The organism is Paenibacillus sp. P5_B5, from assembly GCF_056400365.1.
Genome location: NZ_JBFULK010000016.1, coordinates 56,361 through 81,184, shown reverse-complemented (window position 1 = coordinate 81,184; position 24,824 = coordinate 56,361). Strand labels below are relative to the sequence as shown.

At 40.9% G+C, this 24,824-nt stretch carries 27 protein-coding genes; 16 read left to right on the top strand and 11 right to left on the bottom strand.

What is annotated here, in order from left to right; all coding sequences use genetic code 11:
* Positions 1–106: 106 nt before the first annotated feature.
* The 3 genes from AC1DOK_RS19540 (at position 107) to AC1DOK_RS19530 (ending at position 2,466) form a co-directional block, all read left to right on the top strand.
* Positions 107–1,600: a cellulase family glycosylhydrolase gene (locus AC1DOK_RS19540; RefSeq protein WP_477555998.1), complete on the top strand. Its 1,494-nt coding sequence runs from the start codon at positions 107–109 to the stop codon at positions 1,598–1,600.
* A gap of 206 nt (positions 1,601–1,806) precedes the next feature.
* On the top strand, positions 1,807–2,247 hold the full coding sequence (locus tag AC1DOK_RS19535; RefSeq protein ID WP_477555997.1) for a HEAT repeat domain-containing protein: 441 nt from the start codon (positions 1,807–1,809) through the stop codon (positions 2,245–2,247).
* Between the two features lie 36 nt (positions 2,248–2,283).
* Positions 2,284–2,466 carry a DUF3934 domain-containing protein gene (locus tag AC1DOK_RS19530; protein WP_477555996.1) on the top strand — a complete coding sequence of 61 codons (183 nt, stop codon included), beginning with the start codon at positions 2,284–2,286 and terminating at the stop codon, positions 2,464–2,466.
* Positions 2,467–2,582: 116 nt separating this feature from the next.
* On the opposite strand, the gene AC1DOK_RS19525 is transcribed toward AC1DOK_RS19530, so the two are convergent.
* A complete protein-coding gene (locus AC1DOK_RS19525; protein ID WP_477555995.1) occupies positions 2,583–2,927 on the bottom strand; it encodes a hypothetical protein in 345 nt (114 codons plus the stop codon).
* Positions 2,928–2,972: 45 nt separating this feature from the next.
* A complete protein-coding gene (locus AC1DOK_RS19520) occupies positions 2,973–3,533 on the bottom strand; it encodes a Gfo/Idh/MocA family protein (RefSeq protein WP_477555994.1) in 561 nt (186 codons plus the stop codon).
* Positions 3,534–3,644: 111 nt separating this feature from the next.
* Here AC1DOK_RS19520 and AC1DOK_RS19515 point away from each other — a divergent pair, with 111 nt between their 5' ends.
* Positions 3,645–4,601, top strand: coding sequence for a helix-turn-helix transcriptional regulator (locus AC1DOK_RS19515; RefSeq protein WP_477555993.1), 957 nt, complete (start codon positions 3,645–3,647; stop codon positions 4,599–4,601).
* Between the two features lie 91 nt (positions 4,602–4,692).
* Here AC1DOK_RS19515 and AC1DOK_RS19510 read toward each other — a convergent pair whose 3' ends face one another.
* Positions 4,693–7,653, bottom strand: a complete 2,961-nt coding sequence (locus AC1DOK_RS19510; RefSeq protein WP_477555992.1) for a DEAD/DEAH box helicase — start codon at positions 7,651–7,653, stop codon at positions 4,693–4,695.
* Positions 7,650–9,284 (bottom strand): SWIM zinc finger family protein, encoded by a 1,635-nt coding sequence (locus AC1DOK_RS19505; RefSeq protein ID WP_477555991.1) that lies wholly within the window; start codon positions 9,282–9,284, stop codon positions 7,650–7,652. The genes AC1DOK_RS19510 and AC1DOK_RS19505 overlap by 4 nt, the downstream gene beginning before the upstream one ends.
* Before the next feature lie 227 nt (positions 9,285–9,511).
* Between AC1DOK_RS19505 and AC1DOK_RS19500 the strand changes: the two genes are divergently transcribed.
* Positions 9,512–10,558, top strand: a complete 1,047-nt coding sequence (locus tag AC1DOK_RS19500) for an FUSC family protein (protein ID WP_477555990.1) — start codon at positions 9,512–9,514, stop codon at positions 10,556–10,558.
* A gap of 40 nt (positions 10,559–10,598) precedes the next feature.
* Here the strand turns inward: AC1DOK_RS19500 and AC1DOK_RS19495 are convergent, their stop codons facing one another.
* The gene (locus AC1DOK_RS19495) at positions 10,599–11,399 is read right to left on the bottom strand and encodes a helix-turn-helix domain-containing protein (RefSeq protein WP_477555989.1); all 801 of its coding nucleotides are present in this window, start codon (positions 11,397–11,399) and stop codon (positions 10,599–10,601) included.
* 126 nt (positions 11,400–11,525) lie between these two features.
* Here AC1DOK_RS19495 and AC1DOK_RS19490 point away from each other — a divergent pair, with 126 nt between their 5' ends.
* Complete coding sequence (locus AC1DOK_RS19490; RefSeq protein ID WP_477555988.1) at positions 11,526–12,203, top strand: ThuA domain-containing protein; 678 nt, start codon at positions 11,526–11,528, stop codon at positions 12,201–12,203.
* A complete protein-coding gene (locus AC1DOK_RS19485) occupies positions 12,200–13,300 on the top strand; it encodes a Gfo/Idh/MocA family protein (RefSeq protein WP_477555987.1) in 1,101 nt (366 codons plus the stop codon). Before AC1DOK_RS19490 ends, AC1DOK_RS19485 begins: the two co-directional genes overlap by 4 nt.
* 74 nt (positions 13,301–13,374) lie before the next feature.
* Here the strand turns inward: AC1DOK_RS19485 and AC1DOK_RS19480 are convergent, their stop codons facing one another.
* The 4 genes from AC1DOK_RS19480 to AC1DOK_RS19465 all read right to left on the bottom strand — a co-directional run bounded on the left by AC1DOK_RS19480 (position 13,375) and on the right by AC1DOK_RS19465 (position 16,816).
* A complete protein-coding gene (locus AC1DOK_RS19480) occupies positions 13,375–13,497 on the bottom strand; it encodes a hypothetical protein (RefSeq protein ID WP_477555986.1) in 123 nt (40 codons plus the stop codon).
* 94 nt (positions 13,498–13,591) lie between these two features.
* Positions 13,592–14,107 (bottom strand): GNAT family N-acetyltransferase, encoded by a 516-nt coding sequence (locus AC1DOK_RS19475; RefSeq protein WP_477555985.1) that lies wholly within the window; start codon positions 14,105–14,107, stop codon positions 13,592–13,594.
* Positions 14,108–14,124: 17 nt separating this feature from the next.
* The gene (locus AC1DOK_RS19470; RefSeq protein ID WP_477555984.1) at positions 14,125–16,284 is read right to left on the bottom strand and encodes an ABC transporter transmembrane domain-containing protein; all 2,160 of its coding nucleotides are present in this window, start codon (positions 16,282–16,284) and stop codon (positions 14,125–14,127) included.
* Positions 16,285–16,288: 4 nt separating this feature from the next.
* The gene (locus AC1DOK_RS19465) at positions 16,289–16,816 is read right to left on the bottom strand and encodes a hypothetical protein (RefSeq protein WP_477555983.1); all 528 of its coding nucleotides are present in this window, start codon (positions 16,814–16,816) and stop codon (positions 16,289–16,291) included.
* Positions 16,817–17,028: 212 nt separating this feature from the next.
* Here AC1DOK_RS19465 and AC1DOK_RS19460 point away from each other — a divergent pair, with 212 nt between their 5' ends.
* Positions 17,029–17,667 carry a spore coat protein gene (locus AC1DOK_RS19460; protein ID WP_477555982.1) on the top strand — a complete coding sequence of 213 codons (639 nt, stop codon included), beginning with the start codon at positions 17,029–17,031 and terminating at the stop codon, positions 17,665–17,667.
* Between the two features lie 151 nt (positions 17,668–17,818).
* Here the strand turns inward: AC1DOK_RS19460 and AC1DOK_RS19455 are convergent, their stop codons facing one another.
* Both AC1DOK_RS19455 and AC1DOK_RS19450 read right to left on the bottom strand, forming a co-directional pair.
* A complete protein-coding gene (locus AC1DOK_RS19455) occupies positions 17,819–18,997 on the bottom strand; it encodes an NAD(P)/FAD-dependent oxidoreductase (RefSeq protein WP_477555981.1) in 1,179 nt (392 codons plus the stop codon).
* 41 nt (positions 18,998–19,038) lie between these two features.
* Positions 19,039–19,482: a helical membrane plugin domain-containing protein gene (locus AC1DOK_RS19450; RefSeq protein WP_477555980.1), complete on the bottom strand. Its 444-nt coding sequence runs from the start codon at positions 19,480–19,482 to the stop codon at positions 19,039–19,041.
* A 353-nt stretch (positions 19,483–19,835) separates the two neighbouring features.
* On the opposite strand from AC1DOK_RS19450, the gene AC1DOK_RS19445 reads away from it, so the two are divergent.
* The 8 genes from AC1DOK_RS19445 (at position 19,836) to AC1DOK_RS19410 (ending at position 24,820) form a co-directional block, all read left to right on the top strand.
* The gene (locus AC1DOK_RS19445) at positions 19,836–20,336 is read left to right on the top strand and encodes a GNAT family N-acetyltransferase (protein WP_477555979.1); all 501 of its coding nucleotides are present in this window, start codon (positions 19,836–19,838) and stop codon (positions 20,334–20,336) included.
* A gap of 177 nt (positions 20,337–20,513) precedes the next feature.
* A complete protein-coding gene (locus AC1DOK_RS19440; protein ID WP_477555978.1) occupies positions 20,514–21,179 on the top strand; it encodes a sulfite oxidase-like oxidoreductase in 666 nt (221 codons plus the stop codon).
* Between the two features lie 277 nt (positions 21,180–21,456).
* Positions 21,457–21,858, top strand: coding sequence for an IS200/IS605 family transposase (gene tnpA / locus AC1DOK_RS19435; RefSeq protein ID WP_477555977.1), 402 nt, complete (start codon positions 21,457–21,459; stop codon positions 21,856–21,858).
* Between the two features lie 6 nt (positions 21,859–21,864).
* Positions 21,865–22,968, top strand: a complete 1,104-nt coding sequence (gene tnpB / locus AC1DOK_RS19430; RefSeq protein WP_477555976.1) for an IS200/IS605 family element RNA-guided endonuclease TnpB — start codon at positions 21,865–21,867, stop codon at positions 22,966–22,968.
* Positions 22,969–23,189: 221 nt separating this feature from the next.
* Positions 23,190–23,405 (top strand): SCP2 sterol-binding domain-containing protein, encoded by a 216-nt coding sequence (locus AC1DOK_RS19425; RefSeq protein ID WP_477555975.1) that lies wholly within the window; start codon positions 23,190–23,192, stop codon positions 23,403–23,405.
* A 29-nt stretch (positions 23,406–23,434) separates the two neighbouring features.
* Entirely contained in the window at positions 23,435–23,518 is an 84-nt protein-coding gene (locus tag AC1DOK_RS19420) for a hypothetical protein (RefSeq protein ID WP_477556018.1), read from the top strand.
* A gap of 37 nt (positions 23,519–23,555) precedes the next feature.
* Positions 23,556–24,356: a DUF4339 domain-containing protein gene (locus AC1DOK_RS19415; protein ID WP_477555974.1), complete on the top strand. Its 801-nt coding sequence runs from the start codon at positions 23,556–23,558 to the stop codon at positions 24,354–24,356.
* Positions 24,357–24,496: 140 nt separating this feature from the next.
* Entirely contained in the window at positions 24,497–24,820 is a 324-nt protein-coding gene (locus AC1DOK_RS19410) for a DUF3870 domain-containing protein (RefSeq protein WP_477555973.1), read from the top strand.
* Positions 24,821–24,824 lie beyond the last annotated feature (4 nt).

The window sequence follows — 24,824 nt, the reverse complement described above, 5'->3', positions numbered from 1 at the left end:
AAATTGTATAGTGCTTTCATCCACGTGATTATCGGACTATAGTCCAGATGGCTCTCTATCCCTTCGACAAAAGAAGAAGAAATAATTAAGGAATGGGTGATCTTAGATGAAAAAACTTACCATTAAAGGCCAGCATTTGATAAATGAGGACGGGGCGCAGGTTATTTTGAGCGGCGTGAATTTGGTCTGCAAGGACAAGGCAAAAGCATACGTTGATCCTTGCGATGAGAGCTTATTTGCATGGTTTCATGCACTAGGATTCAATGTTATCCGCTTGGGCTTGATTTGGGATGGCGTGGAACCGGAGCCTGGCGTCTATAATGATGAGTATCTGAGCAGAATCAAACAACAAGTTATGTGGGCGGAGCAACATGATATCTACGTATTTCTTGATATGCATCAAGATTTGTATAGTTCACTCTATGGTGACGGAGCGCCCCCTTGGGCGACCATTTCCGATGATCTTCCCCATGTAGTCGGAGATCTTTGGAGCGACGCTTATTTGGAAAGCCCAGCAGTAAATCGTGCGTTAGATCATTTTTGGAAAAACACACCTGCTTCAGATGGCATTGGCTTGCAGGATCATTATGCAGCGATGTGGAAGCACACGGCAAATTTCTTTGCTAGTTGTACCAATATCATTGGGTATGACATGATGAACGAACCCTACCCTGGAACAACTGGTCAGGAGGTATTTGGCACGATTATTGCCGCCTATGCTGAGCATGTGATAGGCATGACCGATATCGATATGGAGCAGCTCGCTACACTATGGTTCGATGAAGAGAAGAAACAAGAAATACTCGCTGGAATGGCAGATATGGATACTTACCGAATGTTGGTAGAGAGCGCGAAGGAATCTTCTCAGAGGTTTGAGCAGGAAATTCTTACACCTTTCTTCAATAAGACGGCTGCCGAAATACGCTCAGTTGTCCCAGATGGTTTTCTCATGCTAGAAAGCAGTTATTTCTCGAATATGGGTGTGGAATCTGGGCTTAATCTTGTCCAGCATGCTGATGGTACGGTCGACCACAATCAGGTATACACACCTCACGGTTATGACCTGGTAGTCGATACTGAGCATTATGAAATTTATAATCAGGAACGTGTTGAGTTGATATTCTCTACCCATCGTAAGGTACAAGAGCGTCTAAACGTACCTGTTCTGTTCGGGGAGTGGGGAGCATTTAGTAATCATCCAGCAACTTATGAATTATCCAAAGCTATTATTGCGATTTTTGAACGTTATCTATGGAGTAGCACCTATTGGCGTTGGTGTGATAGTTTTCGAGAATCTCCTTACATAAAGGCGTTAAACCGTGCATATCCACAGGTAACAGGAGGCACATTAGTTGGGTATCACTATGATTACGATCTGGAAATATTAAATGTGGACTATATTCCATCAGGCGGTGAGACGGTAATCTACCATCCTCGAGCTGCATCGTTCTCCAAGGATGATATCGAGATTTCTAGTACAAATGCTTGCGAAGTCGAGCTTCGTCCTTTTCCAGATTCGGAAAGTGGCTTTATATCAATCATAGCGGCGCAAGCCGAGAGTCAGATATCTGTTACTATCGGAAAAAACATTAAGGGTTAGGACATATTGTGCTATTATCCAGTATGGCGAAATAAAACAGTGGAAAACCATAAGAACAGTTTGAATATATGAAACATAAAGAGTATAGTTCTATAGTACAGGCAATGATAATGGAAGGGGATTAGTTTCTGCCCCTTCCATTTGCGTTTAAACCGAATCATACGAGAAACTTATGAGATATCAAACATTGAAGGAGATTGGATCATTTGAATAATATAGAAACTAACAGTGAGTTACCGGCGAATTATGAGGAATTAAAAAAATCTATCAATCGCACGTCTAATTGGAGAGAGCGTTTAAGTGCTGTTGAAGAGCTAGGCCAGTGGAATACCAAACAAACAATTGACCTACTAAAGCATGCAGTGACTAATGATGCTGTATATAAAGTGCAATTAGCTGCTTACAATGAGCTCAAGGAATTGGGTGTAGATGTTCCATCTCCAGCAAGAAAGAAAGGCGAATTGATCAAAGGTGTATCCAAGATCTTGCTACGGATCAAGAAGAGCTTACCAGAAGGTCATACATTTGTAGAGTTCAAAGAGAAGTTAAATAAGATGAGATCTGATGTGTATGATGTATACGAGGGTGAGAAGGGCGATGACTTTGATACATGGCTTGAGAGCACTTGGGCATCACTTAATAAGTAGTATGTTGCAGTACCTTGAAGATAATGGAGTGAATATATGAGTAAAGCTAAGGGTGGAACAGGTAGAGGAACGGACAAAAAAGGTTGGAACAGATGGCAAGCTGGTGCCAAGAAAGCTAATAGTACCCCAAAACCTTATAAAACAAGAGATGAAAAACAAGCGACTGGAGCAAAGTCCGGTAGTAGTAAGAAAGCCGATAGATCTACATCAGAAGTATAATTCTGAACAACAGCGGCTTCTCCCACAATGCTATATATAACCAGAAGAGGGCACCGTATAGGTCCCCTCTGAGTTTCGAGAAACCCTATGATTTCATGGGGTTTCTTTTTTTGAGTTTAAGCAGAAAACCGCCCTTGCACAAGCCTCTGCTTCATTTCAATTGCTAAATGGAGTGACTGTAAGGACTGCTCTAGTGTACTGAAGGACTCCGTATTGTCCTGAAAAGAGTGAATGGCATGCTCGATACTTTTGGCGTAAGGATTTACACCTTCTAAGATAACCTCTTGCTGCCCAGACGCTGTGTATTCGGTTAATACGGGTTCGGTCTTACCATTCAGGTCACTTTCATGAAATACAAGCTTCGCCTTCTCAAAATAAGCTTCATAACCGACTGTGAATGGGTACGATTCAGGCATTTGGGACGAAGCTATGATTTCGATGAGCGTATCTTGTTGTTGCAAGAATGCGCGGACTATGGCTTGTTTATTGTCTATCGATTCAGATCCCTAGACCGACAATAGATTGGCCTGGCCTACAAGTCCTGTTACATAATCTAATTCATGAATCATCAGATTTGTTGTGATGGAGCTGAGTCCAAGATCTCCCCAAAGCGGAGGTGTTTCTCTTTTTAAGACCAGTGAGAGGAGCTTGCCATATTTCCGCTCTTGGAAGGCGTGCTGAAGGTAGGAATAGGCAGGTTCAAACTTAATAAATTGGTTGACGAGTATTCTCCTGCCGTACTGCTTCTCTGCATGTCTCATAGCAGCAGCATCTTCGAGCGTCAGACAAACGGGTGTCTCACAAAATACATGCTTACCATGCTTCAGCGCCTGAACTGCATATTGCTTATGCAAATGTGAGGGCAAACAAATATCAATGACATCGATTTCGGGATTAAGGATAAGGTCATCTATACAATTCGTAATTTCTACCCCTAATTCTTCTTTTAACTTCTGAAGCTTGGATTCATTCCTTCCGTAAACAACTACTCTGTCTATGCGGTCACTCTCTATCCAAAGCTTTGCATGATACGCTCCGAACCCGGTTCCCAAAACACCAATATTCATCTTAACAGCTCCCTTCTTCATGTAGGTTAATGATATACTTCAATTACTGACAACAGAGTGTCAACAATTGAAACCAACCTTAAATATACTTTTTGACAGGGAGGCTATATTTTGAGATTGCATCGGTTGATCGCTATTTTATTATTAATTGAATCAAGAGGGAGAATGAAGGCCAAGGAGTTAGCTATAGCTTTGGAGACCTCCGTTCGCTCCATTTATAGGGATATTGATGTTCTTGCAGAAGCGGGAATTCCGGTCGTAACCACGCCTGGACCTAGTGGCGGTATTTATTTGATGGAGGGATATACCGTTAATCTGAAGGAACTGCATGGTGAGGATGTGATTAACCTCTATCTTACTGGAATGGGGATCTATTCAGGTGGACAAACCGAGTCAGGCTTGAAGCTAAAGAATGCTCTTCTGAAATTGGAAAAAACGTTACCGACCTCATATCAATCAGACATAAGGATAGCAAGGACTAGATTTTATTTTGACGATACGCCTTGGTGGACAGAACGGGTGTCGATTCCATGTCTAGAAACGTTGAGATTAGTGGTCTGGAGATCACGAAAGATAGGTATACAATATCGTAAGGTGGATGGGGCTTGTTCCTCACGTAGATTGCATCCCTATGGGCTTGTTGTTAAGCAAGGTGATTGGTATCTGATCGCTTATTGCGAGGAGATAAGGCAAATCCGCACATTTAAGTGTGAGAGAATCCTAGTGGTTGAATTGCTCGAGGATGAGTTCGAGATTCCTTCCGAATTTTCACTTGAGCATTATTGGAACACTCAAGAGGTTGTTTTCAAGCAAGCCTGCCTTGCGGAAGAACACTACCCAGTCGTTATTAGAGTGAGTAAGGAGAATGCGAAGGTATTGAATAACTTGGAAACCATTCAATCTACATCTGATGGGAATGATCTTATTTTAACAGTTAATATGGATGGTTATGAGGCCGCTTGTCGGGATGTGCTGGAGCTAATCAGTTATGTAGAAATAATAGAGCCTGCCTTACTTAGGCAATTTGTTAAAGAACAAATTAATCGAATTCAGCAGCTATATTGGTGAAATAGAACAAAGGTCTATCCCAAAATCATAACTGATTCTTGGCGATAGACCTTTGTTTGTAATTGCTACTACTTATCCTGAATAGAATCGATCAATCATTCCAATCACGCCGCAAAGTAAAGAGGTCCTTCAGTGCCTCTGTTGACAGTTCGGTAATCCAGCCTTCGGAGCTTGTGATGACATTGTCACTTAGCTGCTGTTTATTCTCTAGCATTTCATCAATTCGTTCTTCCAGCGTACCCAGTGAGATGAACTTATGCACCTGTACATCCCTTGTTTGTCCCATGCGGTAAGCGCGGTCCGTTGCCTGGTTCTCAACGGCAGGATTCCACCAGCGGTCGAAGTGAAAGACATGATTCGCTGCTGTAAGATTAAGACCGACTCCACCTGCTTTAATCGATAGAATAAATACAGAGGGTTGTTCAGCAGGCGGAAGTGTTTGGGATTGAAATTGATCAATCATACGGTCACGTGCAGATTTGGATGTGCTCCCATTTAAGTAGAGCACGGGCTCCTGTAGCTCTTGCTGAAGCACAAGCTGAAGTAACTGTCCCATCCCTATATACTGCGTAAAGATAAGGCAACGTTCGCCTTCTTCTCGGAGTTCTTTGACCATCGCGATAAGACGCTCTAGCTTGGAGGAACGGCTGATCAGTGTTTCGGTATCAAGCGCGTCATTATTCCCGCTCGAAGCTCCATGAATCGGTTCCTTAGTCAATAGCATCGGATGATCGCAGAGCTGTTTAAGCTGAGTAAGTGCTGCGAGAATAGCGCCTTTGCGTTCGATGCCTTCTAGCTTCTGCATACGTTCCATAAGATCATTAACGGATTGGTCATAGAGTGCACCTTGCTCAGCTGTAAGATGAATATAGGTTTTCATCTCATTCTTGTCCGGTAAATCGAGCTGAATAGCGGGATCCTTCTTTTTGCGGCGGAGCATAAATGGCTTGACTAGCTTCTGTAAATCTAGCGTCCGCTGTTCATTATGTTCCTTCTCAATCGCATTGCTGAATCTTGCATTAAAGCCTCGTGAACTGCCAAGGTAGCCAGGGTTGATGAAGTCATAGAGAGACCAAAGCTCAGATAGCCGATTCTCTATGGGCGTACCAGTCAGTGCAATACGATGTTTCGCTGGGAAACTCCGAACGGCAATTGATTGCTTTGTTTGGGCATTCTTAATATTTTGCGCTTCGTCTAAGCAAATTGATGCCCAAGTATAGCTTTTGAGTAGCTCCTCATCAAGTGTTGAAGTAGCATAGGATGTGAGTACAACATCAGCAAGCTTAGCTTCTTGATAGAAAGCTTCATCACTTAATCGCTTGCTTCCATAATGAAGCATAACCTTAAGGGATGGGGCAAACCGAGTTAATTCCTTCTGCCAATTGCCTAGAACCGAAGTCGGGCAGATAAGGAGAGAAGGGAAATTGGTATCAATATCTACATTTACATCTACATTAGTTTCCTTAAGATGTAATAAATACGCAATGAACTGCACGGTTTTACCGAGCCCCATATCATCTGCGAGACAGGCACCAAGTCCAAACCGACGTAAGAAAGCGAGCCATGCAAACCCATCATGCTGATAAGTCCGCAAGTTTGCCTGCAAATCTACTGGGACGGCAAGTGTCGGCCATTCTGTCTGCTGTCCTAACTGACGGATGAGCTTCATCAGATGTTCGTTCAGCTCAACCTCAAGCTGAATTTGTTTCGAATCATCTGGTTGTTGTTCCGGTAAAACATCGTCAGGATTATCGCTGTTACCTAGTAAATGCAGCTGTAGAACATCCTGAAAGGATAAGCCTTGCATGTTATTTATGCCTGCCATAGCTTTGCGAATCTGTGCGAGCAAGGCAGGGTCAAGTGGAATCAACTGTCCCCGAAAGCGGACTAAGCGTTCATTACGAGCGACTAGTTCGGCGAACTCGGCCTCGGTAAGATCTGTCTCACCAATGGCAATACGCCAATCGAAATCAACGAGTGAATCAAGTCCGAATAAAGATTTACCTGAGCTGCTTCCAACCTCCGAGCGAACCTTCGCACGAAGCCGTGGTTTCTTACGGCTAGCTGCTTCCCACCATGCTGGAAGCAGTACTTGCCATCCTGAATCGAGTAGATGAGAGCTATCTACTGTTAAGAATCGCCAAGCTGCTTCATCAGTTAGTGGGGTGCTGAGTACATTATCTCCGCTACCTGCCAAGAGCTCCTTAGGCAGACTGCCTCGTAAACGTTCTAGCCAGCTTGCAGAGCGCTGCCGAATATGTGTCGTCCATGGAGCAGACCATGTTCCAGATACATGACCATCTTCGGCAAGTCGAAGCGGAACGAGCACTGTCTGATCCTGCTTATCTTGGAGAACTAGCTTCAGGCGCCAAGTGGGTTCAGTATCATCTGGCTCTAGCAGCTGTAAGAGTGATCTGAATGGTGCGGTATCTGCAATCCAGCCAATTGAAATTAGCCAGTCCTGAGCATCTAAGCCAGGAGCTATATGACTACCTTTGGTAAATAATAATGGATATTCTTGTCGTAAATCTGAAGCTGCTAATTCTGTACTATAGTAACGGTGATTAACAGCATCAGAGAACGCAGCGACTACCCCCTCCCTGAATGGCGTATCTCTAGCTAACTTATCTAAGATGGCTTGTTCTTGTATATCGAATGTTCTATAATCCCAAGTCCATTGTAGCTTTCCGGCCTGAAAGGCAGAGAAGCTAGGCATATAGTTTTTCTTATCTATACAAGCAGAGAGTATGGGAGCTAGCTCAATCAACTTAGCTGCATCGCCGCTCCATACCCACTCTATGTGCTCTAGAAGCTTACATTCTGCAAAGAAGGGGATAACAAGCTCAGAAGGAAGAACAACAAGCTCGACATCTTGTGCTGTTTGGATGGCTAGCTCTGTACCATAGAAAGAAGCTTCATGCCATGCGAATAAACGCTGTTTCAAGTGTAGACCCGTTACGCTGCTATTCATGCTGTTAGCTCCATAAATAAGCGCATCTCCAAATGCACTTAAGCTAACCTGAACCGTAATGGTTTCTGTATATTGGCTCATGGTAGTAGTTTTCCTTTCCGAAGCTCCTCTTGCAGTGCACGAAGTCGGCTGTTGCGACTGCTGAATGAGGTTATAAACAGCTCCCAGCGTGCTTCTTGCTTCATTTTTTTGTATAGCTTGGATAGTCGTTTCAGTAGCTTCACCGCTGCTTTATAGCTATCTCGATTCTTCTGAAGAACATATCTCTCAACTGCCTGATGATAGAATGGCAATAGCATTTCGGGCGCATGCTTCTCAATGGGCTGGAACACACTGACACGAAATTCCATCGGCTCATTACCCGCACTTAGGTGATAGTCCATCCATTGCTGCCATTTGCCATAGGTGAGTAATGTCTCTTCATATACTTTGCTCGAATAAGGTAGCATGCGTGCAAGTGTGTATACCATTTGCTGATCAGCTTCAGGAATATGCTGAATAACTGTCTCCCAATAGCTGATGTACGGATGTAGATTATCATTCCGATGTTTACCTAAGACAGGACCGATTTCAACTAACCATTCCTTTAATCTTGACCAATCTTCCGTCTGTACCAATTGATTGAATATAGGAATGACATCATCGGAATGAATGTTAAATGAATCGCCCGCTGCTTGAATGAGTTTCAAGGCTTCCTGATCCTGAGACAGGTAGAAGTGCATGGAGCTTTGGGCAATTAGCCAGGGAAGTCTCGAAAGATCTGCACCTAATTCATTTTCGGCTGCTTGTAAGTGACCGAGCTCTTCTAAATAAATTTGGGAATCATTATGGTTAGGATGGATATAGTTCACCCATAGCTGAGCATAGAGAGTCGAGAAGTATCTCCGATTCTTAGATTCGGTTAACATTAGCATGCGCATATGATCTAAAGTTTCGATCACACGCTGCCAAGTCTCTGATTCAGGAGTGATTGTAAGTTCTTGCGCATAAATTTGTTCTATCTTTTGCAATACAGCATCAGCTGCAATCTGCGTGTGATAGCCGATATGGGAACCCGGATTGTACCAGGCAGTATTAGGCTCTTGTTTAAAAAGCTTCTCTAACACGTACAAGTGAGCGTGTAGCTCAAACAGACATTCCATTGCAGGTACTAATGTAGGCTTTATTTGATGAATAGCGGTTAACATTCGATGAACATATTGTTCATTCTTCGTGCTATTTAATAAAATATTCGTACTTAACTCAAACAGATGATGCCACTCTGATATGGCAAGGGTAGACATGTGAGTCGCCTGCTTCTTTAAGTCAGCGAGGCCTCCAGCCAACCTGTCTACAGTTGCTGAATGAGTAGATGAAGCTTCAGCAGCTTGTTTAAGTGCAGCTGAGGACTTGGCATTCACGATCGCGTGAATGGATCGCTCATGTAATTTGGCATAATCAAGTAAGACTGCAATCATATGCTTACAATTCGTTTCAACTGGGCAGGTACATTGATTATTGTACAAGGAGTCTAAATGGATCCCGACGTGGTAATTCTTACTTCCTTCGACGGTGGCTTCCACAAGCTCTTCACCTGATATGGTTAATGAATGGACACGCCCTTGCATATAATATTGAAACCCACGTTTAATCGTGAGGTCATCAAAGTATTTGGCTACATGATGAATGAGCAATTGCCACTCGTTATCATCTATGGTATGGGTTGGTTTCATGATCGATTATTCTCCTGAAATTATTATTCTAGGCCTGAAACTACTCTGTTCTATTTCCCATTATATCAGGTCTCGCGAATGAATAAGATAAGTCTTGTACTTAATGTCTTCCAGCTGATTGATAGACAAACTCAGCTCACCTTGTTCAAACGACTTTCTAACTGTATAATTCTCCTAAGTTATGTTTTTTCTAGATACACAAGCTCAGATTTAAAGGAGGAGAAGCCATGACATTCGGCGCACGAATATTCAAAACGGGTATCGCGGTTGCCTTGTCTTTATACATCAGCATATGGCTAGGATTTACTCCCCCTGTGATTGCAGCTGTTGCAGCTATTTTTGCGATGCAGCCTTCGATTTATAGATCCTGGCGCTATTTCCTTGAACAGGTGCAGACGATAACCCTTGGTGCAGCGATTGCTATGGGTGCAGGGATGCTTTTATCGAATGAGCCTATTGCCGTTGGGGTAGTGTGTATACTCGTCATTATGCTGTGTATTAAGCTCAAGATGGTAGAAACGATCGGATTAACGCTTGTTACAGTTGTTGCTGTAATGGAAGCTTCAGGTCAGTGGGATTTTGCATTAAACCGATTTTTACTTAGTATTATTGGGATTATATCTGCTTTTGTCATCAATATCTTATTTATGCCACCCAAGCCAAAAGAGCAGTTTACGGAACAAATCCATAAAGCATTTACCCAGATGTCATTACTTCTACGGACGGCGATATCGGATGAAATGAAGGAAAAAGTGTTCCGGGAGCAAAAGCAGGAACTTCAGGATAGTTTGAAATCAATGAGTGATAAATACAAGTTGCTTGAAGAAGAGCTGAAGAAGCTCAAACGATCTAAATATCGTGATTCTCGTCAGCTTATCGTGTATAGGCAGATGCTATACTCGTTACATAAGGGGTTTGAAGTGCTTGAAGATGTGCAGGAGCATTATTTTCAGGCAGATCGAACGACAGATCTGAATAAAAGCTATGATCGACATTTAGAGAAACTGATTAAGTTTCATGAGCATGTGCTTCTGAAATTTGAAGATAAGCTGAAGCGGGGTAGCTGGGATTCGGATTCGATTGATGAGGTAAATGATCAATTTATCCAGAAAGTGACGAATTATTATGGTGAACAACATGGTGGCTCAGAGCGACTCATTATTGTTGCCGCGGCAATGTATGATTATGGGTACCAAATTGATCGACTCGATCGTCTGATTGACCATATGGATTCAGATGAGGAAGAGAACAAGACAGTAAGCACTGTATTGTAATAAATGACTAATAACTAGAATTTAAGGTGTACTTAAGCCTTTATTCTAGTTTTTTTCTATATTCTGTTGGGGTTGCTCGCATGATTTGCTTGAAAACCCGATTAAAGCTGCGCACACTATCATAACCACATTCATAAGAAATTTCAGTTATACTTTGTTTGGTTTCTGTTAGCAGCCATAGTGCTTTATTGATACGAATGCGATTTACATAATCTTTTAGGGAGCATTTAATTCGCTGGTTGAGGAGTCGCGAAACATAGAATTTACTTAAACATAGATTCTTAGCCAGAAGCTCAAGCGTAATCTGTTCGGAGTAGTGTTCATCCAGATAAGCAATCAGTTTCTGAATGGTATGATCATTAGCTTGTACGGAATTAGTGAAATGCAGCAGCTCATTTAGATTTCCAAACAAAATATACAAGAGGCCTTTGATGATAAGTGTGTTATTAGAGTTAGCGTGTTCATGGAGAAGCTGATTCAGAATTACTGGAATCTCGCTGTTCTTTGAGATCGTTATACAAGGGTTAGCGATTGTCTTGCCTTCCTTACTTACAAAATATTCAGCCATGAGTTCAGGATCAAAAATGAGGATAATAGCTTTAGATGATTTCTCGGTGACATAACTATGGATATGATTGCTCATCATGACCATAAGTTGTCCTGGATGCAGTAAAGTGCGATTGTCATTAATCGTAATCTCATTGGATCCTTCTAAGACGTATATCAGCTCAATTGCTTTGTGTAGATGGGGAGGAAATGTGAGATTCTCTGCCAACATGATTCTAAAATAGAGTCCTTGTTCGGAATTCAGTTTTTCATAAAAAGGATGCAGTTGGAACATGTGGATCACCTCTTCTTAGATTCTAGGCTCTACAGCAATTTTTGTCTATAAATTGCACAGAATTTGCGAGACTGCCTAACTTCGTGGCTATAGAATATGAGGTAACACTGAAGAGGGGGAGCGAATATGACGAAGACAGCGTTGATTGTTCAAGGCGGTTGGGAGGGCCACGAACCTGTTCAAGTAGCTGAACGGTTTGCGGATATTTTGCAAGAAGAGGGGTTTCGTACAGAGGTTTCTGATACATTAGATAGCTTTAAAGATTTGGATAAGCTATTGGGCCTCAATCTGATTGTTCCTATTTGGACGATGGGAGAAATAACGGATGAACAGCTGAAGCCTGTCGTGAAAGCAGTAGAATCTGGCGTAGGACTTGCAGGTTGTCATGGAGGTATGTGTGATGCTTTCCGCCAGTCTGTAGAATGGCAATTTATGACGGGTTCACAGTGGGTAGCTCATCCAGGAAATGATGGGACTGAGTATGAGGTTCGGATAGTCAAGGATAGCAACAGTTCAATTGTAGATGGAATCGATGATTTTAAAGTTTGTACGGAGCAATATTATCTTCATGTGGATCCTTCGGTTCATGTGCTTGCTACTACAACTTTTCCTATTACTGATGGTCCTCATAGTACAAATGGACAGATTCAGATGCCTATTGCTTATACGAAGTATTGGGGAGCAGGAAGGGTATTTTATCATTCGATTGGGCATCGTGCGGAGCTATTTGATATATCTGAAGTGAGAGAGATGATGAGAAGAGGGTTTATCTGGGCTGCTAGGAAAGATGGGATCGATCAATGAAAAAACACAAAATCGGTATTGTAGGCTGTGGCAATATTAGTAGTATTTACTTTGATAATTTGACGAATACGTTTCAGAATACGGAAGTATATGCATGTGCAGATTTAGTCGAGAGTCTTGCTCTGAAGGCAGCTGAGAAATACTCTATTCCTCATGTGCTTAGTACAGAAGAGCTGTTGGCAGATGAGCAGATCGAAATTGTGGTTAACTTGACGATTCCGAAGGTGCACTTTGACGTGTGTAAGCGAGCACTTATGGCTGGCAAGCATGTTTATGTAGAGAAGCCACTTTCTCTTACCGCTATGCAAGGCAGCGAGTTGGTTAGTTTGGCACGTGAGAAAAGCCTGTTAATTGGGTCTGCGCCAGATACCTTCATGGGAGGAGGCTTGCAAACCTGCCGTAAATTGATTGATGATGGATATATAGGAAAGCCTTTAGCAGCTACTGCTTTCATGATCTGTCATGGACATGAGAGCTGGCATCCTGACCCAGAGTTCTATTATCAGCAGGGTGGAGGGCCAATGCTGGATATGGGACCTTATTATCTGACGACTCTTGTCTCTCTGCTTGGCAGCGCTCAAATAGTAAGTGGGATGACGAAGACTGGTTTCGAGCAACGAATAATTACTAGCGAGAAAAAGTTCGGCAAGGTAATTGATGTCGAGGTTCCAACGCATTTTGCGGGTACGATAGGATTTTATAATGGCGTCATTGCCAGTCTAATTATGAGTTTTGATATTTGGAGCAGTACACTGCCTCGCATCGAGATTTATGGTACGAGTGGCACTTTAATAGTACCTGATCCTAACACGTATGGTGGCCCTGTCCTACTTCAAACTGCTCACGAGAGTCATTTTAAGGAAATGTCGCTGACTCATATTTACACGAACAATAGCCGAGGAATTGGCGTATCAGACATGGCTAAATGTTTGGATACAGGCGAAACACCAAGAGCAAATGGAGATCTAGCGAATCATGTTCTAGAGATTATGAATGCTTTCCAAATCAGCTCTGACAGCGGAAAGTTCGTGAATCTGGCTACTAGCTGCGATCGACCGACTCCATTACATATGGGGCTCGTTAAAGGTTATATTTAACTTGAATGATAGAAGAAAGAACCTGTCTCAGAATTAACTGGGCAGGTTCTTATATTTGTATAAGTTAGAAGTTCTTATTTGGATGCAGCAGCAGATACTCTTAGTTGTTCATTCAGTTTAAGCAAGCCCTCGAATTTTAAAATTGGTCCTTTCGTATTGCCATTTTTACTGCTAAGATCTGATCTTGGTGGATACATAGGTACACCCCCCTTCATGATAAAACATATAAAATATGCAAGTATAATAGTGCTATTTCATTTAGAATATCATATGGTAAAAAATGGGTCAACATCATCTGTCAGAATTGTTTAAATATTGTAGAAGAATAGGAAAGTTTGCAGAGAAGATGTTCTCTATGCCATGATATCCCTCTCTTTGACCTATGATAGAGGCAAATTTAGCATACAATCGGTTCAGATAAGAGTGGTCTTGAAGCGTATAGAATTGAAATTTGCTAACAAGAGGATTCTCTATAGCTATATGATGAACTAAATGTCGAAACCCCCTGACAAATAAGCGACTGCTTCGATATTCTTCTGTCATAATGACAGAATCTACGAATGCAATCTCACCAGTGGGATGCGGCTCATAGTCTGCTGCTACATATCGATAGTGCATCCATCCGATTGTTTGATTCATTTCATCTAGTATCAGCAGGATGCGGGAGATATCAATCGTTAATAGTGTATGCATAAGAGCATCCGCTAGAGAGAATTGATGACTGAAATCCTTACGGTGTCGAATGAAAAACAGAGTGAACTGTGCGTAATCTTCGTCCGATTGGCAGAGCCGGTAATGTGCTTGCATCTCTATATGCAACCTCCCTATTGATATCGTTCCTGTAATTTCGCTCTCACACGAGCATTGAGCTCGGGATACTGTGACAGGACATAATGGAGTACTTTGCTCTGCAAGGTCAAGAATGTACATTCCGTCAATGCTATGACATCTGCAGTTCGAAGTACATTCTTAAGTAACGCGATTTCGCCAAAGTAATCGCCATCTGTAAGCACGGCTAATGAAGTAGGATCCGCTCCTATTTCAGAAGAACGTTTGGAGACCTCGACTTTGCCACGAGCAATAATATAGAACTTATTGCCCACTTCGCCTTCGTGAATAATGGTTTGGCCACTACTGAAAGTCTCGGTATCGAAGAAACTCTTAATTTCCTTCAGTACTTCCAGATGCATATCAATGAAGAAGGGGAGCTTGGCCAGTCGATTTTCATCAATCTCTGCTTCCTGACCACTTAGTGAAACAGATAAGCCGTTCTGTTTATCCCAGAGTTCTTTATAGAAGCCTCCATTACGTAGCATCTGTTGATGGTTGCCACTGTCCACAATCCGGCCTTGATCGAACACGAAGATTTGGTCAGCATCAGTGATCGATGATAAGCGATGAGTGACCGTTATCACGGTTCGATCGTGTGATAGATGACGGAAGGTTTGGTTGATCGATTCTTCTGATATGGGGTCGAGCGCTGAGGTAGCCTCGTCCAATAATAGAATCGAAGGATTCCTTAGGATTGCACGTGCAATAGCTATTCTTTGTCGTTGCCCACCGGAGAAGTTACTACCTTCATCAAGAACCTCGGTCTGATACCCTTCGGGTAAGCTGTAAATGAAATCATCAATTTCAGCTTTACGGGCTGCTTCTCGAACCTCATTATCACTCGCAAGTGGCTTACTGATCCGAATATTGTCCATAATGGTCCCACGAAATAAGAAATTATCTTGAAATACAATCCCCATTTGCTCTCGCATAGAGCCGCGATCCATATCCTGCAGACTGCAGTCATTCATTCGAATTTGTCCTTCATTTGGTGTATAGAAGCCAAGTATGAGCTGTAGCATGGTGCTTTTGCCTGAGCCACTTGAACCAACGAATGCCGCACTTGTTCCTCCTGGGATAAAGAGATTAATATCAGCCAATATATTCTGCTTCTCTGTATATCTGAACGCTACATTCTGAACCTCAATGTCTAGCTGTTGATCCTGCTTAACCAGTAATTGTGATTGTCCATTCTCTTCAGGCGCTTCATCAAGAAGATGCTGAATGCGTTCCATACTAACCTTAGCATCTGTAAAGGCAGGAATGGCTAGCGTTAAGTTAAATACTGAGTTACCCATAGATGTATACATCGTGAAGAAAGCGACTAATGCACCTACGGTTATATGATCGTTAAGGGCTAGATAAGACCCAAAACCAATAATAGTGAAGTTGATGAGGAGTAGACTCATCATCGGGATACGCTGCAGACTCGAATCCAACACGTTCTTTTTATAATCAATCATGAAAAAAGACTGTAATCTCTTATGGAATTTCTCAATCATCACTTGCTGAAGATTAAATCCTTTAATAACCTTCTGCGCCTTAATGTTCTCTAGTACATCTCCAGACATCAAGGACATCTGAATTTTAAATTCGGAATTAACAGCTTGTGCACGTCTTCCAAGTAGGAGCGGTCCTGCGAATATAATAACTGCGCCCAGAAGGACGAATAGCGCTATACTCCATTGCAAATAGAATAAAATAATTGTGCTTATGATCACTACAGAAATCGACTGGATTCCCGTTGTTAAGATGGCATACATTGCACCATCAATCGCTGACACATCATGCGAGATATACGAGACTAGTTCGGTTGTACGGTTTTTTTGGAAAAAGGAGATATTCGTATGCTGAAGATGAGAAAATAGGCGCGTTCTCAAATCATTTTGCACACGAGCGTTTAATTTGGCTAGGCAATAGTCACTTACAATACCACTGCTGAAACCGATTAATCCAGCGATTCCAAGCACAATCAGAATAAGATAGAAATTATTAAAATCCTGAGGGATAATCGCATTGTCTACCATGAATTTAAAGGTTAGTGGGGCTATAGAGATGAAGGCTAAATCGAGAAATAAAGCAATGAAGAATATAGTCGACAGAAGCTTGTATGGACGTATATAGCTGATGAAATTCTTAATTACAATAAACATGTGGTTATCCTCGCTTAATTTCATGACTTAATAGTCTGACATACTGTAGCCAATGAGACAGTGGAGCAACGTATTCGTCAATTAATCCATAGGGAGTAGGGTTTGAAGAAGTCCTCTGAGCTAGCTTGTCGAATAATTGTCGAAGTTCATTCTGGGCGGGAACCCAGTAGCGAATCTCTGTGACTTCCTTATCGAGTTCAGCCAAATGCTGTGTAAGGAATTGTAATCCTTCAAAGAAGAGTCTAGTTCTTCGCTGCTCGTCTACTAGGAATACCGTCTGGATCTGGATAATATGAGAATCCTTATATAAATTCTCTCCTGTTCCATAGATATACCCGAGTGCGGCTACTAACTCATCCTGATCATTAAAGGCTAACATAGCCTCTTCCTTCATAAGTACGGGACTTGCGATATAACTTAGCGTAATCGGGAACGGATAGGGGAGATTGAGCTCGCTATAATGCTCTAGTAAGAAGCTCATATACTTTTCTTGATAGATTTCGGATGCACATATTTGAAAATAGTACCCCACCTTAGAGATCCTCCTTTAATCAGGAACTTTTATAACAATCTAAATAGACAGAAAAATACATCTTCTTTCATTATCCACAAATCATAGTGTTTGTCTATATTTACCATATGCTGTCGATTAAGATCTTCTCTAGGTCTAGATGTATAAACTGCCCTCATAACATTCAAATTAATAAAGTTACAGTAGAGCAATCACCCAAAGGAGACTTCGAGATGCAACAGCAAACGCAATTGAATAATCAGACACAAGGGACGCCAAATATGAATCATGGGGGTCATGAGCTGTTTGATATGCATGAAGTGCTAGCCGGAACAATTAATGTGCTTGATCAATTCATGATCTTCAGACAGTTTATACAGGATCAAGAGCTCCTGGATATCTTGGATCATCAGTATAATTTCATCCTTTCCCAGTACAATCTGACGGCAGAGTGCTTTACAACAGGGCGCAAACCTAGTCAAGAGACTTCTACGTATATGATTGAGAACCTGCCTAATCCGGTATATGGCATCAAACCTACTCAGCCGAAGAAACCAAATCAATCACTTGCCGATATTAAGGATGCAGGAATTAGTGCGTATATGCTCGGTCTAATTAAACCGCATGCTTCACTCTTAACGATGTCAGCTGTAGAACTGACTAATCCTGTCGTTCGTCGCGTACTTGCTTCTCAAGTACAGAACTTTATTGAAATGGCATATGAAATTTTCTTGTATCAAAATAAGCATGCCTACTATCAAGTACCACAATTAGAAACTTCCGATATGTCCCAAATGATAAACACCTTCATTCCGGCAACAGGTAGCCCGCAAATGCCAGCTAATATTAATGCGGCAGCTACGATTCATTGAACACAAGAACCCAGTATTAGCCTGAACAGCTAGCACTGGGTTTTCATATGGAGCCCGACAACGTACAACATATGGCAAAAAAAAGCAGCCTTACTTAAATAAGTAAGGCTGCTTTAGTGAGGCTACTTTAAATGAAGTAGTAGGCTTATTGTTAATAAGCTAAAGCGTACAACGCTTTAATATGTGATAAGTAACGAATGTTACTTGCTTCTTTCATTAGGGTTGCAGGTAGTCCTTTTAAAGATGTTGAGTTAGCACCAATTGTGGCAACACCATCTTTACGGCCTAAACTTGCAAGAGTTCCTGAGTTTATTGGAGCAAACTCTTCACATGATTTGTTCGTCAAGTAAGCATATAGATTGTAGCCAATTAGTTCTCCCATTTGCCAAGCGATTTGTGCAGTAGGAGGGTAAGGACGACCATCAGCAGCAAAGACAACAGCGCTATCTCCTGCTACAAATACATCTGGGTGAGATGTAGATTGAAGATATCCATTAACTGTAGCACGGCCACGATTGACTTCAAGACCTGATTCGCCTACTAGCGGATTGCCTTGAACCCCGCCTGTCCAAACGAAAGTATTCGATACAATCTTTTGGCCATCTTTAAGATCAATTACATTGCCTTCAACGTTAGTTACAGGTAATCCTGTTAAGAACTCAACGCCACGAGCTTCTAAACTAGCTGTTGCACGTTCAATTAATGCATCAGGTAGAACTGGAAGGATTTTTGGACCTGCTTCAATTAGCTTAAGTTTAATATCCTTCGGATTTACACCAAAGCTTTTGGCAAGTTCAGGCATATGATCAGCAATTTCGCCAACTAGCTCAACGCCAGTTAATCCACCGCCACCAATAACAATGGTTGCATCTGCTTCATTTTTAGTTTGTGCATATGCACGGATGCGATCTTCAATATGCTTGTAGATTTTGTTAGCATCATCAGCAGATTTAAGCACCATGCTGTATTGCTCAAGACCAGGAATACCGAAGTAAGCAGTTTTACTTCCTAGACCTACAACAAGTGCGTCATAGGATAAGGTATGTCCATCAGCAAATGTTACTACTTTATTATCTACAGAGAAAGAATTAACCGTAGAGATCTTTAAATCAATGTCTTTTCCTTTAAATAGCTTGGAAAGTGGCATTGTAATTGCATTCTCAGAGATGCTTCCACCTGCAAGACGGTGAAGCTCTGTGATGATTTGGTGAGTAGGATATTGGTTTACTACGGTTACTCTTGCTTCATCTTTACTTAAGTATTTACGTACAGTTAGAGCAGCTAGAAGTCCGCCGTACCCTGCTCCTAAGATGACAATATGTTTTGACATAGTTGATCCTCCATTCTTACTGAATGATTATTATTGAAAGACTATTTTTGATGATTACGTTCTGCAGAAACTTTAAGATATGAATTCACGAAACGGAACATCTTCTGTGCTTGAGGATCTTTTAACATTTTCATAAGACCAAAGACGCCAATAACTTCGTTACTTACATCTGCACGATCTTTTGCTTCAATAACAGTTGCCGCGATGTCTTTCACTTTATCTCTAGCGGGTCCTACGATTTCTTTGATCGCTCCGACAGTATCGTTCTTCAATACCTCGTCAGTTGAGACTGCTTGCACAAAGTCATATGATTTTGTCAGTATACTTACAAGCTCAGTCAATTTAGGTAACTGTTCAACTAAGACAGTTAATGATTGTTGAACCTCGGGTTTTAGTAGCTGATTAAGTACATCAATTTGTTCACTAGTAGCGGACAATGTGATTGATTCTTGTTCAGGCTTAGTTTGGGTAATAGTTTCGGACATTTCCAATTCTCCTTTGCGGTAATATTTTAAGAATCTAAGTTGTTGAAAATAAGTTGTTTTACCATATGCTTGTAGTTTGTGAAATCATCAACAATGTCACACTTTCTAGTTTATCATAATTATCAACAAAGAAAATCACTAATATTCGACATAATGCCCATTTATTGATGAATTTATTGATTTTAGGGGCTATTAATTGTTATTCTGAAATTGATTCATTCTTCTTATTTTTTTCTAAACTTGTTGAAAATATTAATCTTCGGGAGTTTTACTAATAATTTCTTTGAGATCTTTGGTAAAATGTAATTGACCGTTATCAGAGCTTAGAGAGGGTGTGTATCGTTTGAAGGTACTTGAAACAGGATCGTCTGATTCTACGCTGGCTGACGATTGAAGACAGTGGGTTTATGCTTGAGCTCATGAATGACCCTTCATGGTTACAGTACATAGGTGATAGAGGTGTGAGAACTCTTGAGGACGCGAGCAACTATATTCTGAGTGGACCAGTTGATATGTATAACCGATTAGGATTCGGGTTATACTTGTGTGAGCTGAAGGAGAGTGGTCTCCCAATGGGCATCTGTGGCCTTATCAAGAGAGACTCTTTAGAAGATGTGGATATTGGATATGCCTTTCTTCCGAGGTACTCGGGACAGGGCTATGCCTATGAATCAGCCTCAGCGGTAGTAGCGTATGCGAAGCATGGTTTGGGTCTAGATCGTATAGTGGCTATAACTTCCTCAAACAATTGGCGTTCAGCTAAGCTGCTTCAGAAGCTCGGTCTTCAATTTGAGCGAATGATTAGTAGTACCTCTGACGAGCAAGAAATTAAGTTATTTGGTTCTGCCCTCTAATCATGTAGATTTCTAGCTAGATTTGGATAGGTTAAAGAGGATTCCTTCGTCATTGACATGACATAGGGACATCCTCTTTTTTGCTGTTTAAATTAGAACTTATGAATATAGGTATTACACTTCGTGATGAGGTGTAGTATCATTTTAAATTGAAATCAACTACTTTGGAGGATTGGTATGAGTACAAAAGCAGAACACATCAAGAAATCAAAAGTACCTCCAGTTAACCCAGCACTTTCTCATCGACTTCCACCAGGGCAGATTTTAACGGAAAAATTCCCTATTCTTCATGAGGGAGAAGTGCCAGAATACGACATGAATAAGTGGAGATTGAACCTATTTGGATTAGTTGATTCAGAACTCGAATTCACGTATGAAGAGATTCTGTCCATGCCGCGAACGAAGATGGTATGTGACATTCATTGTGTTACGCGTTGGTCTAAATTTGATACAGAATGGGAAGGCGTACTCATTAAGGATCTGCTAAAGCATGTGAACTATTCTGCAGAAGCCGGGTTCGTAATGATTCACGCTGATCATGACTATGAAGCGAATCTTCCAATAGAACAATTTATAGCTGAACATGTGATGCTTGCCTTCAAATATGACGGAGAACCATTAACGCCTAAGCATGGATGGCCATTAAGGCTCGTTTGCCCACCGTTATATTTCTGGAAAAGTCCAAAGTGGATTACTGGAATTGAGTTCATGAAAGAGGATCGTCAAGGTTTCTGGGAGACACGAGGCTTTCATAATGAAGCAGATCCTTTCAAGGAAGAGAGATTCTCAGGTGAAACGATAGACATACCAGAGGATGAATGGGAGCGCAAGGAGTTTGATTGAGCTGTAACCTAGTGCGATATTACGATCAGTATGGTTTAAGAACTTAATCTGTTTGGTGGGGGAGAATGCCCCATTGAACAGATTTTTTATTTTATGAATTAGCCGAGAACACTCGTGACATTAGTCATGAGAGGAATCAGCTTCGGACAAGGCGTGTCTTTTGACACGTCAATTGTCCGACATATGTTAACTTATCCATTAATAAAAACATAGATATTTTGCGGTAATAACTTAAAAATCGTTTGACATATGTTATCCTATTATTGAGGTGGATAACATGGCAGAAGTTAAACATGGTAGAGGGTATGTGTACTCTATCCAATACCATATTGTATGGTGTGTGAAATATCGCCATAAAGTGTTGCTTGGCGATATAGATATAAGGTTAAAGCAAATACTCAATCAAATTGCTATAGATAATGGTTTCACGATTTCAGAAATTGAAAGTGATTGTGACCATGTTCATCTCTTGGTTGATTGTAGTCCACAACATTCAATTCCAAATATCATCAAAGCGTTAAAAGGTGTTTCGGCAAGGTTACTATTTAAAGAGTTCCCCCAGCTAAAAAAGAAGCTATGGGGAGGGAATCTTTGGAATCCTTCTTACTTTGTGGCAACCGTAAGTGAACATACGGAAGCGCAAATACGACAATACATCCAAAATCAGAAAGTGAGGTGAAAAGCAATGTTAGTAAATAAAGCATACAAATTCCGTATCTATCCAAACAAAGAACAGGAAGTATTAATCGCTAAAACCATTGGTTGTAGTCGATTTGTATTTAACCACTTCTTGGCGAAGTGGAATGAAACGTACAAAGAAACGGGTAAAGGATTATCATACGAAGCATGTTCTTCTGAACTGCCGAATCTGAAAAAAGAATTATCATGGCTCAAAGAAATAGACAGCATAGCTATTCAGTCGTCAGTAAAGAATCTTGCCGATGCCTATTCACGATTCTTCAAGAATCAGAATGATGCTCCACGCTTCAAGAGCAAAAAGAACAAGGTTCAATCCTATACAACGAAACACACTAACGGAAATATTGCAATTGAGGGAAACAAAATCAAACTCCCGAAACTTGGTTTTGTTCGTTTTTCGAAATCAAAAGAAGTAGAAGGTCGTATTTTAAATGCTGCGATTAGGCGCAATCCTTCTGGCAAATATTTTGTTTCGTTGTTAGTAGAGACAGACGTGCAACCATTACCAAAAACAAACAAAGAAGTCGGGATTGACGTTGGGTTAAAAGATTTCGCTATTCTATCAAACGGTGAAGTGTACGAGAATCCGAAATTCCTACGGAATATGGAACAAAAACTCATTCGTGAACAACGCACCCTATCCAGACGTGTGAAAGGTTCTTCAAACTGGAATAAACAACGAATTAAGGTTGCACGAATCCATGAACACATTGCAAATGCCCGAACAGACTACTTACAAAAAATTTCAACGCATATTGTCAAAAACCACGACATCATTGCGATTGAAGACTTGCAGGTATCTAACATGATGAAGAACCACAAACTTGCCAAAGCGATTAGCGAAGTGTCTTGGTATCAGTTTAGAACGATGCTTGAGTATAAAGCAAAGTGGTATGGGCGTATTGTAGTTGTTGTAGGCAAAACATTCGCTTCCTCTCAGCTCTGTTCGTGTTGTGGATACAGAAACAAAGACGTTAAAAACCTTAACTTGCGACAATGGGAATGCCCTTCTTGCCATAGCGAATGGGATAGGGACATGAACGCAAGTTTGAATATTCTTGCCGAAGGCAAAAGACTACTATCTGCATAATCGCGGTAACCGCAGGAACTGCGGGGATAGCTTGGTGGTGCACTTTGCACTAATTCTGTTCAGTAGAGCGGACTACCCAAGAATCTCGTGGCTTTAGCCATGAGAGGTTCAATGGTGCAGATTTTAGTTCCCTGGGAAGTAGAATTTAAACCGAAGTCTACAAGAATAGAGTATAATATTATATAATTTATAATATTCGGTTATATAGAGGGTTGAATGGGATGTCGTATAAGCCATATTTAGATGAGCTTATTGAGAAAACCAAACAAAATCCGGAATATATCATGCCACTGCACGATGTCTATCAGTTCAATTTGGATCATGAAACACCGATCCAAATCCGCTTTGACAACGGTGTTGTGGAAGTAGTCGAAGGGACTCCATATGAGGCAGCCTGTACACTGATTCTCTCATCAGCTAATTTCATTAAACTCTGAACAATGATCTGAACACGACGATAGCCTTTATGCTAGGTTCACTTAAAGTACAGGGTCGAATGGGCTTAGCACTTAAGCTTCAGGATATTCTGAAGCAGTACGAGAATGTATAAATTGATACAATGTAATTCAATTATTAGGAGATGTTAAATGTTTAAGAATGATACATTTGATAATGAAGAAACTGTAACAACACGGCCTTTGCATGAAAGAATGAAAAAATTATCTGATGAAGAATTGATCAGTATTGTCAAAGAACAGTTTATGGACTACACCTATTCTGCCGTAACAATTGCCAAGGATGAATTATTGACGAGAGGGATAGAACTAGCTTTATGGTATTACAGAAAAGATGGTCAGCAGTTTGGTCCCCTAAAAAGTGATGAAATTAAGAAGCTAGTAGCTCAAGAAATTATTCAAGCAAATGATTATGTTTGGAGATTTGGTATTCAAAATTGGGTTCCTGCATACGAAGTAGATGGCTTATTTAAAGGAGTTCCACCGATCTTTCCAGGAGACCGGCATACTCAAATTAGTCCAATTGAAATCCAAGTCCCTGATAGTGTTCGTACTGGAATAAGGTTAGCCTCCATTTTTCAATATGTTAATTCAGGTATATGGTCAATTATTTGGTTGTTCCAAATCATTAATTTTTTGTTATATGAAAATACAATCGAAATGGCCATATTAGTTGGATGGAATTTGGTCTGGATCATCGCTTCATTCGCGATTGCAATTGGACTATGGATGTTAAGAAAGTGGGCAATAGGTTGGGGAATCGGAACATCGGCATTAGGAGTTATATGGTATTTAGTAGAAGCGACCACAAGTCCATTCTTTTTTATTATAGTACTTATTGAAATAGCAATTTTGATTCTAATTTTAATAAATAAAAGGCACATAAAATCAAACGAAGAGATTCACAATGAGAAGTTAGCGATAGATATATAACAAATGAACATCCGTATGAATCTCAGAATAAGATTTATTGGGGATTGGGTTATATATTTATTCAAATAACTAATTGACTAACCATTGGTTAACAATTATAATTATTTTACACATATTTCTAATAAAAGGATAGTTTACCAATGGAAGACTTAAGGTCAGTACTCGTTACTGGATATTCTAAGGCACCACAAGGAACCTCGATGTATGAGATGTTCAAGCATGCGGGGATTGTTCTAGAGATTGATATGGAAACGCATACAATTGTGAATGCTGAATTTACGTTTGTTGCACAGCTAACGAAGGATTATTTTCGAAGACTGGTTGTTGGCTACAATTTATCCGAAGGGATAGAGTTACTCATTACACGTATTCAAGACCATTACTATGCGCCGTCACAGCAAGCGATTATTGTCGCCTTACAGTCGGCTGTGCAGAGGTACTGGGATATTAACAAAAATAAATAACTAT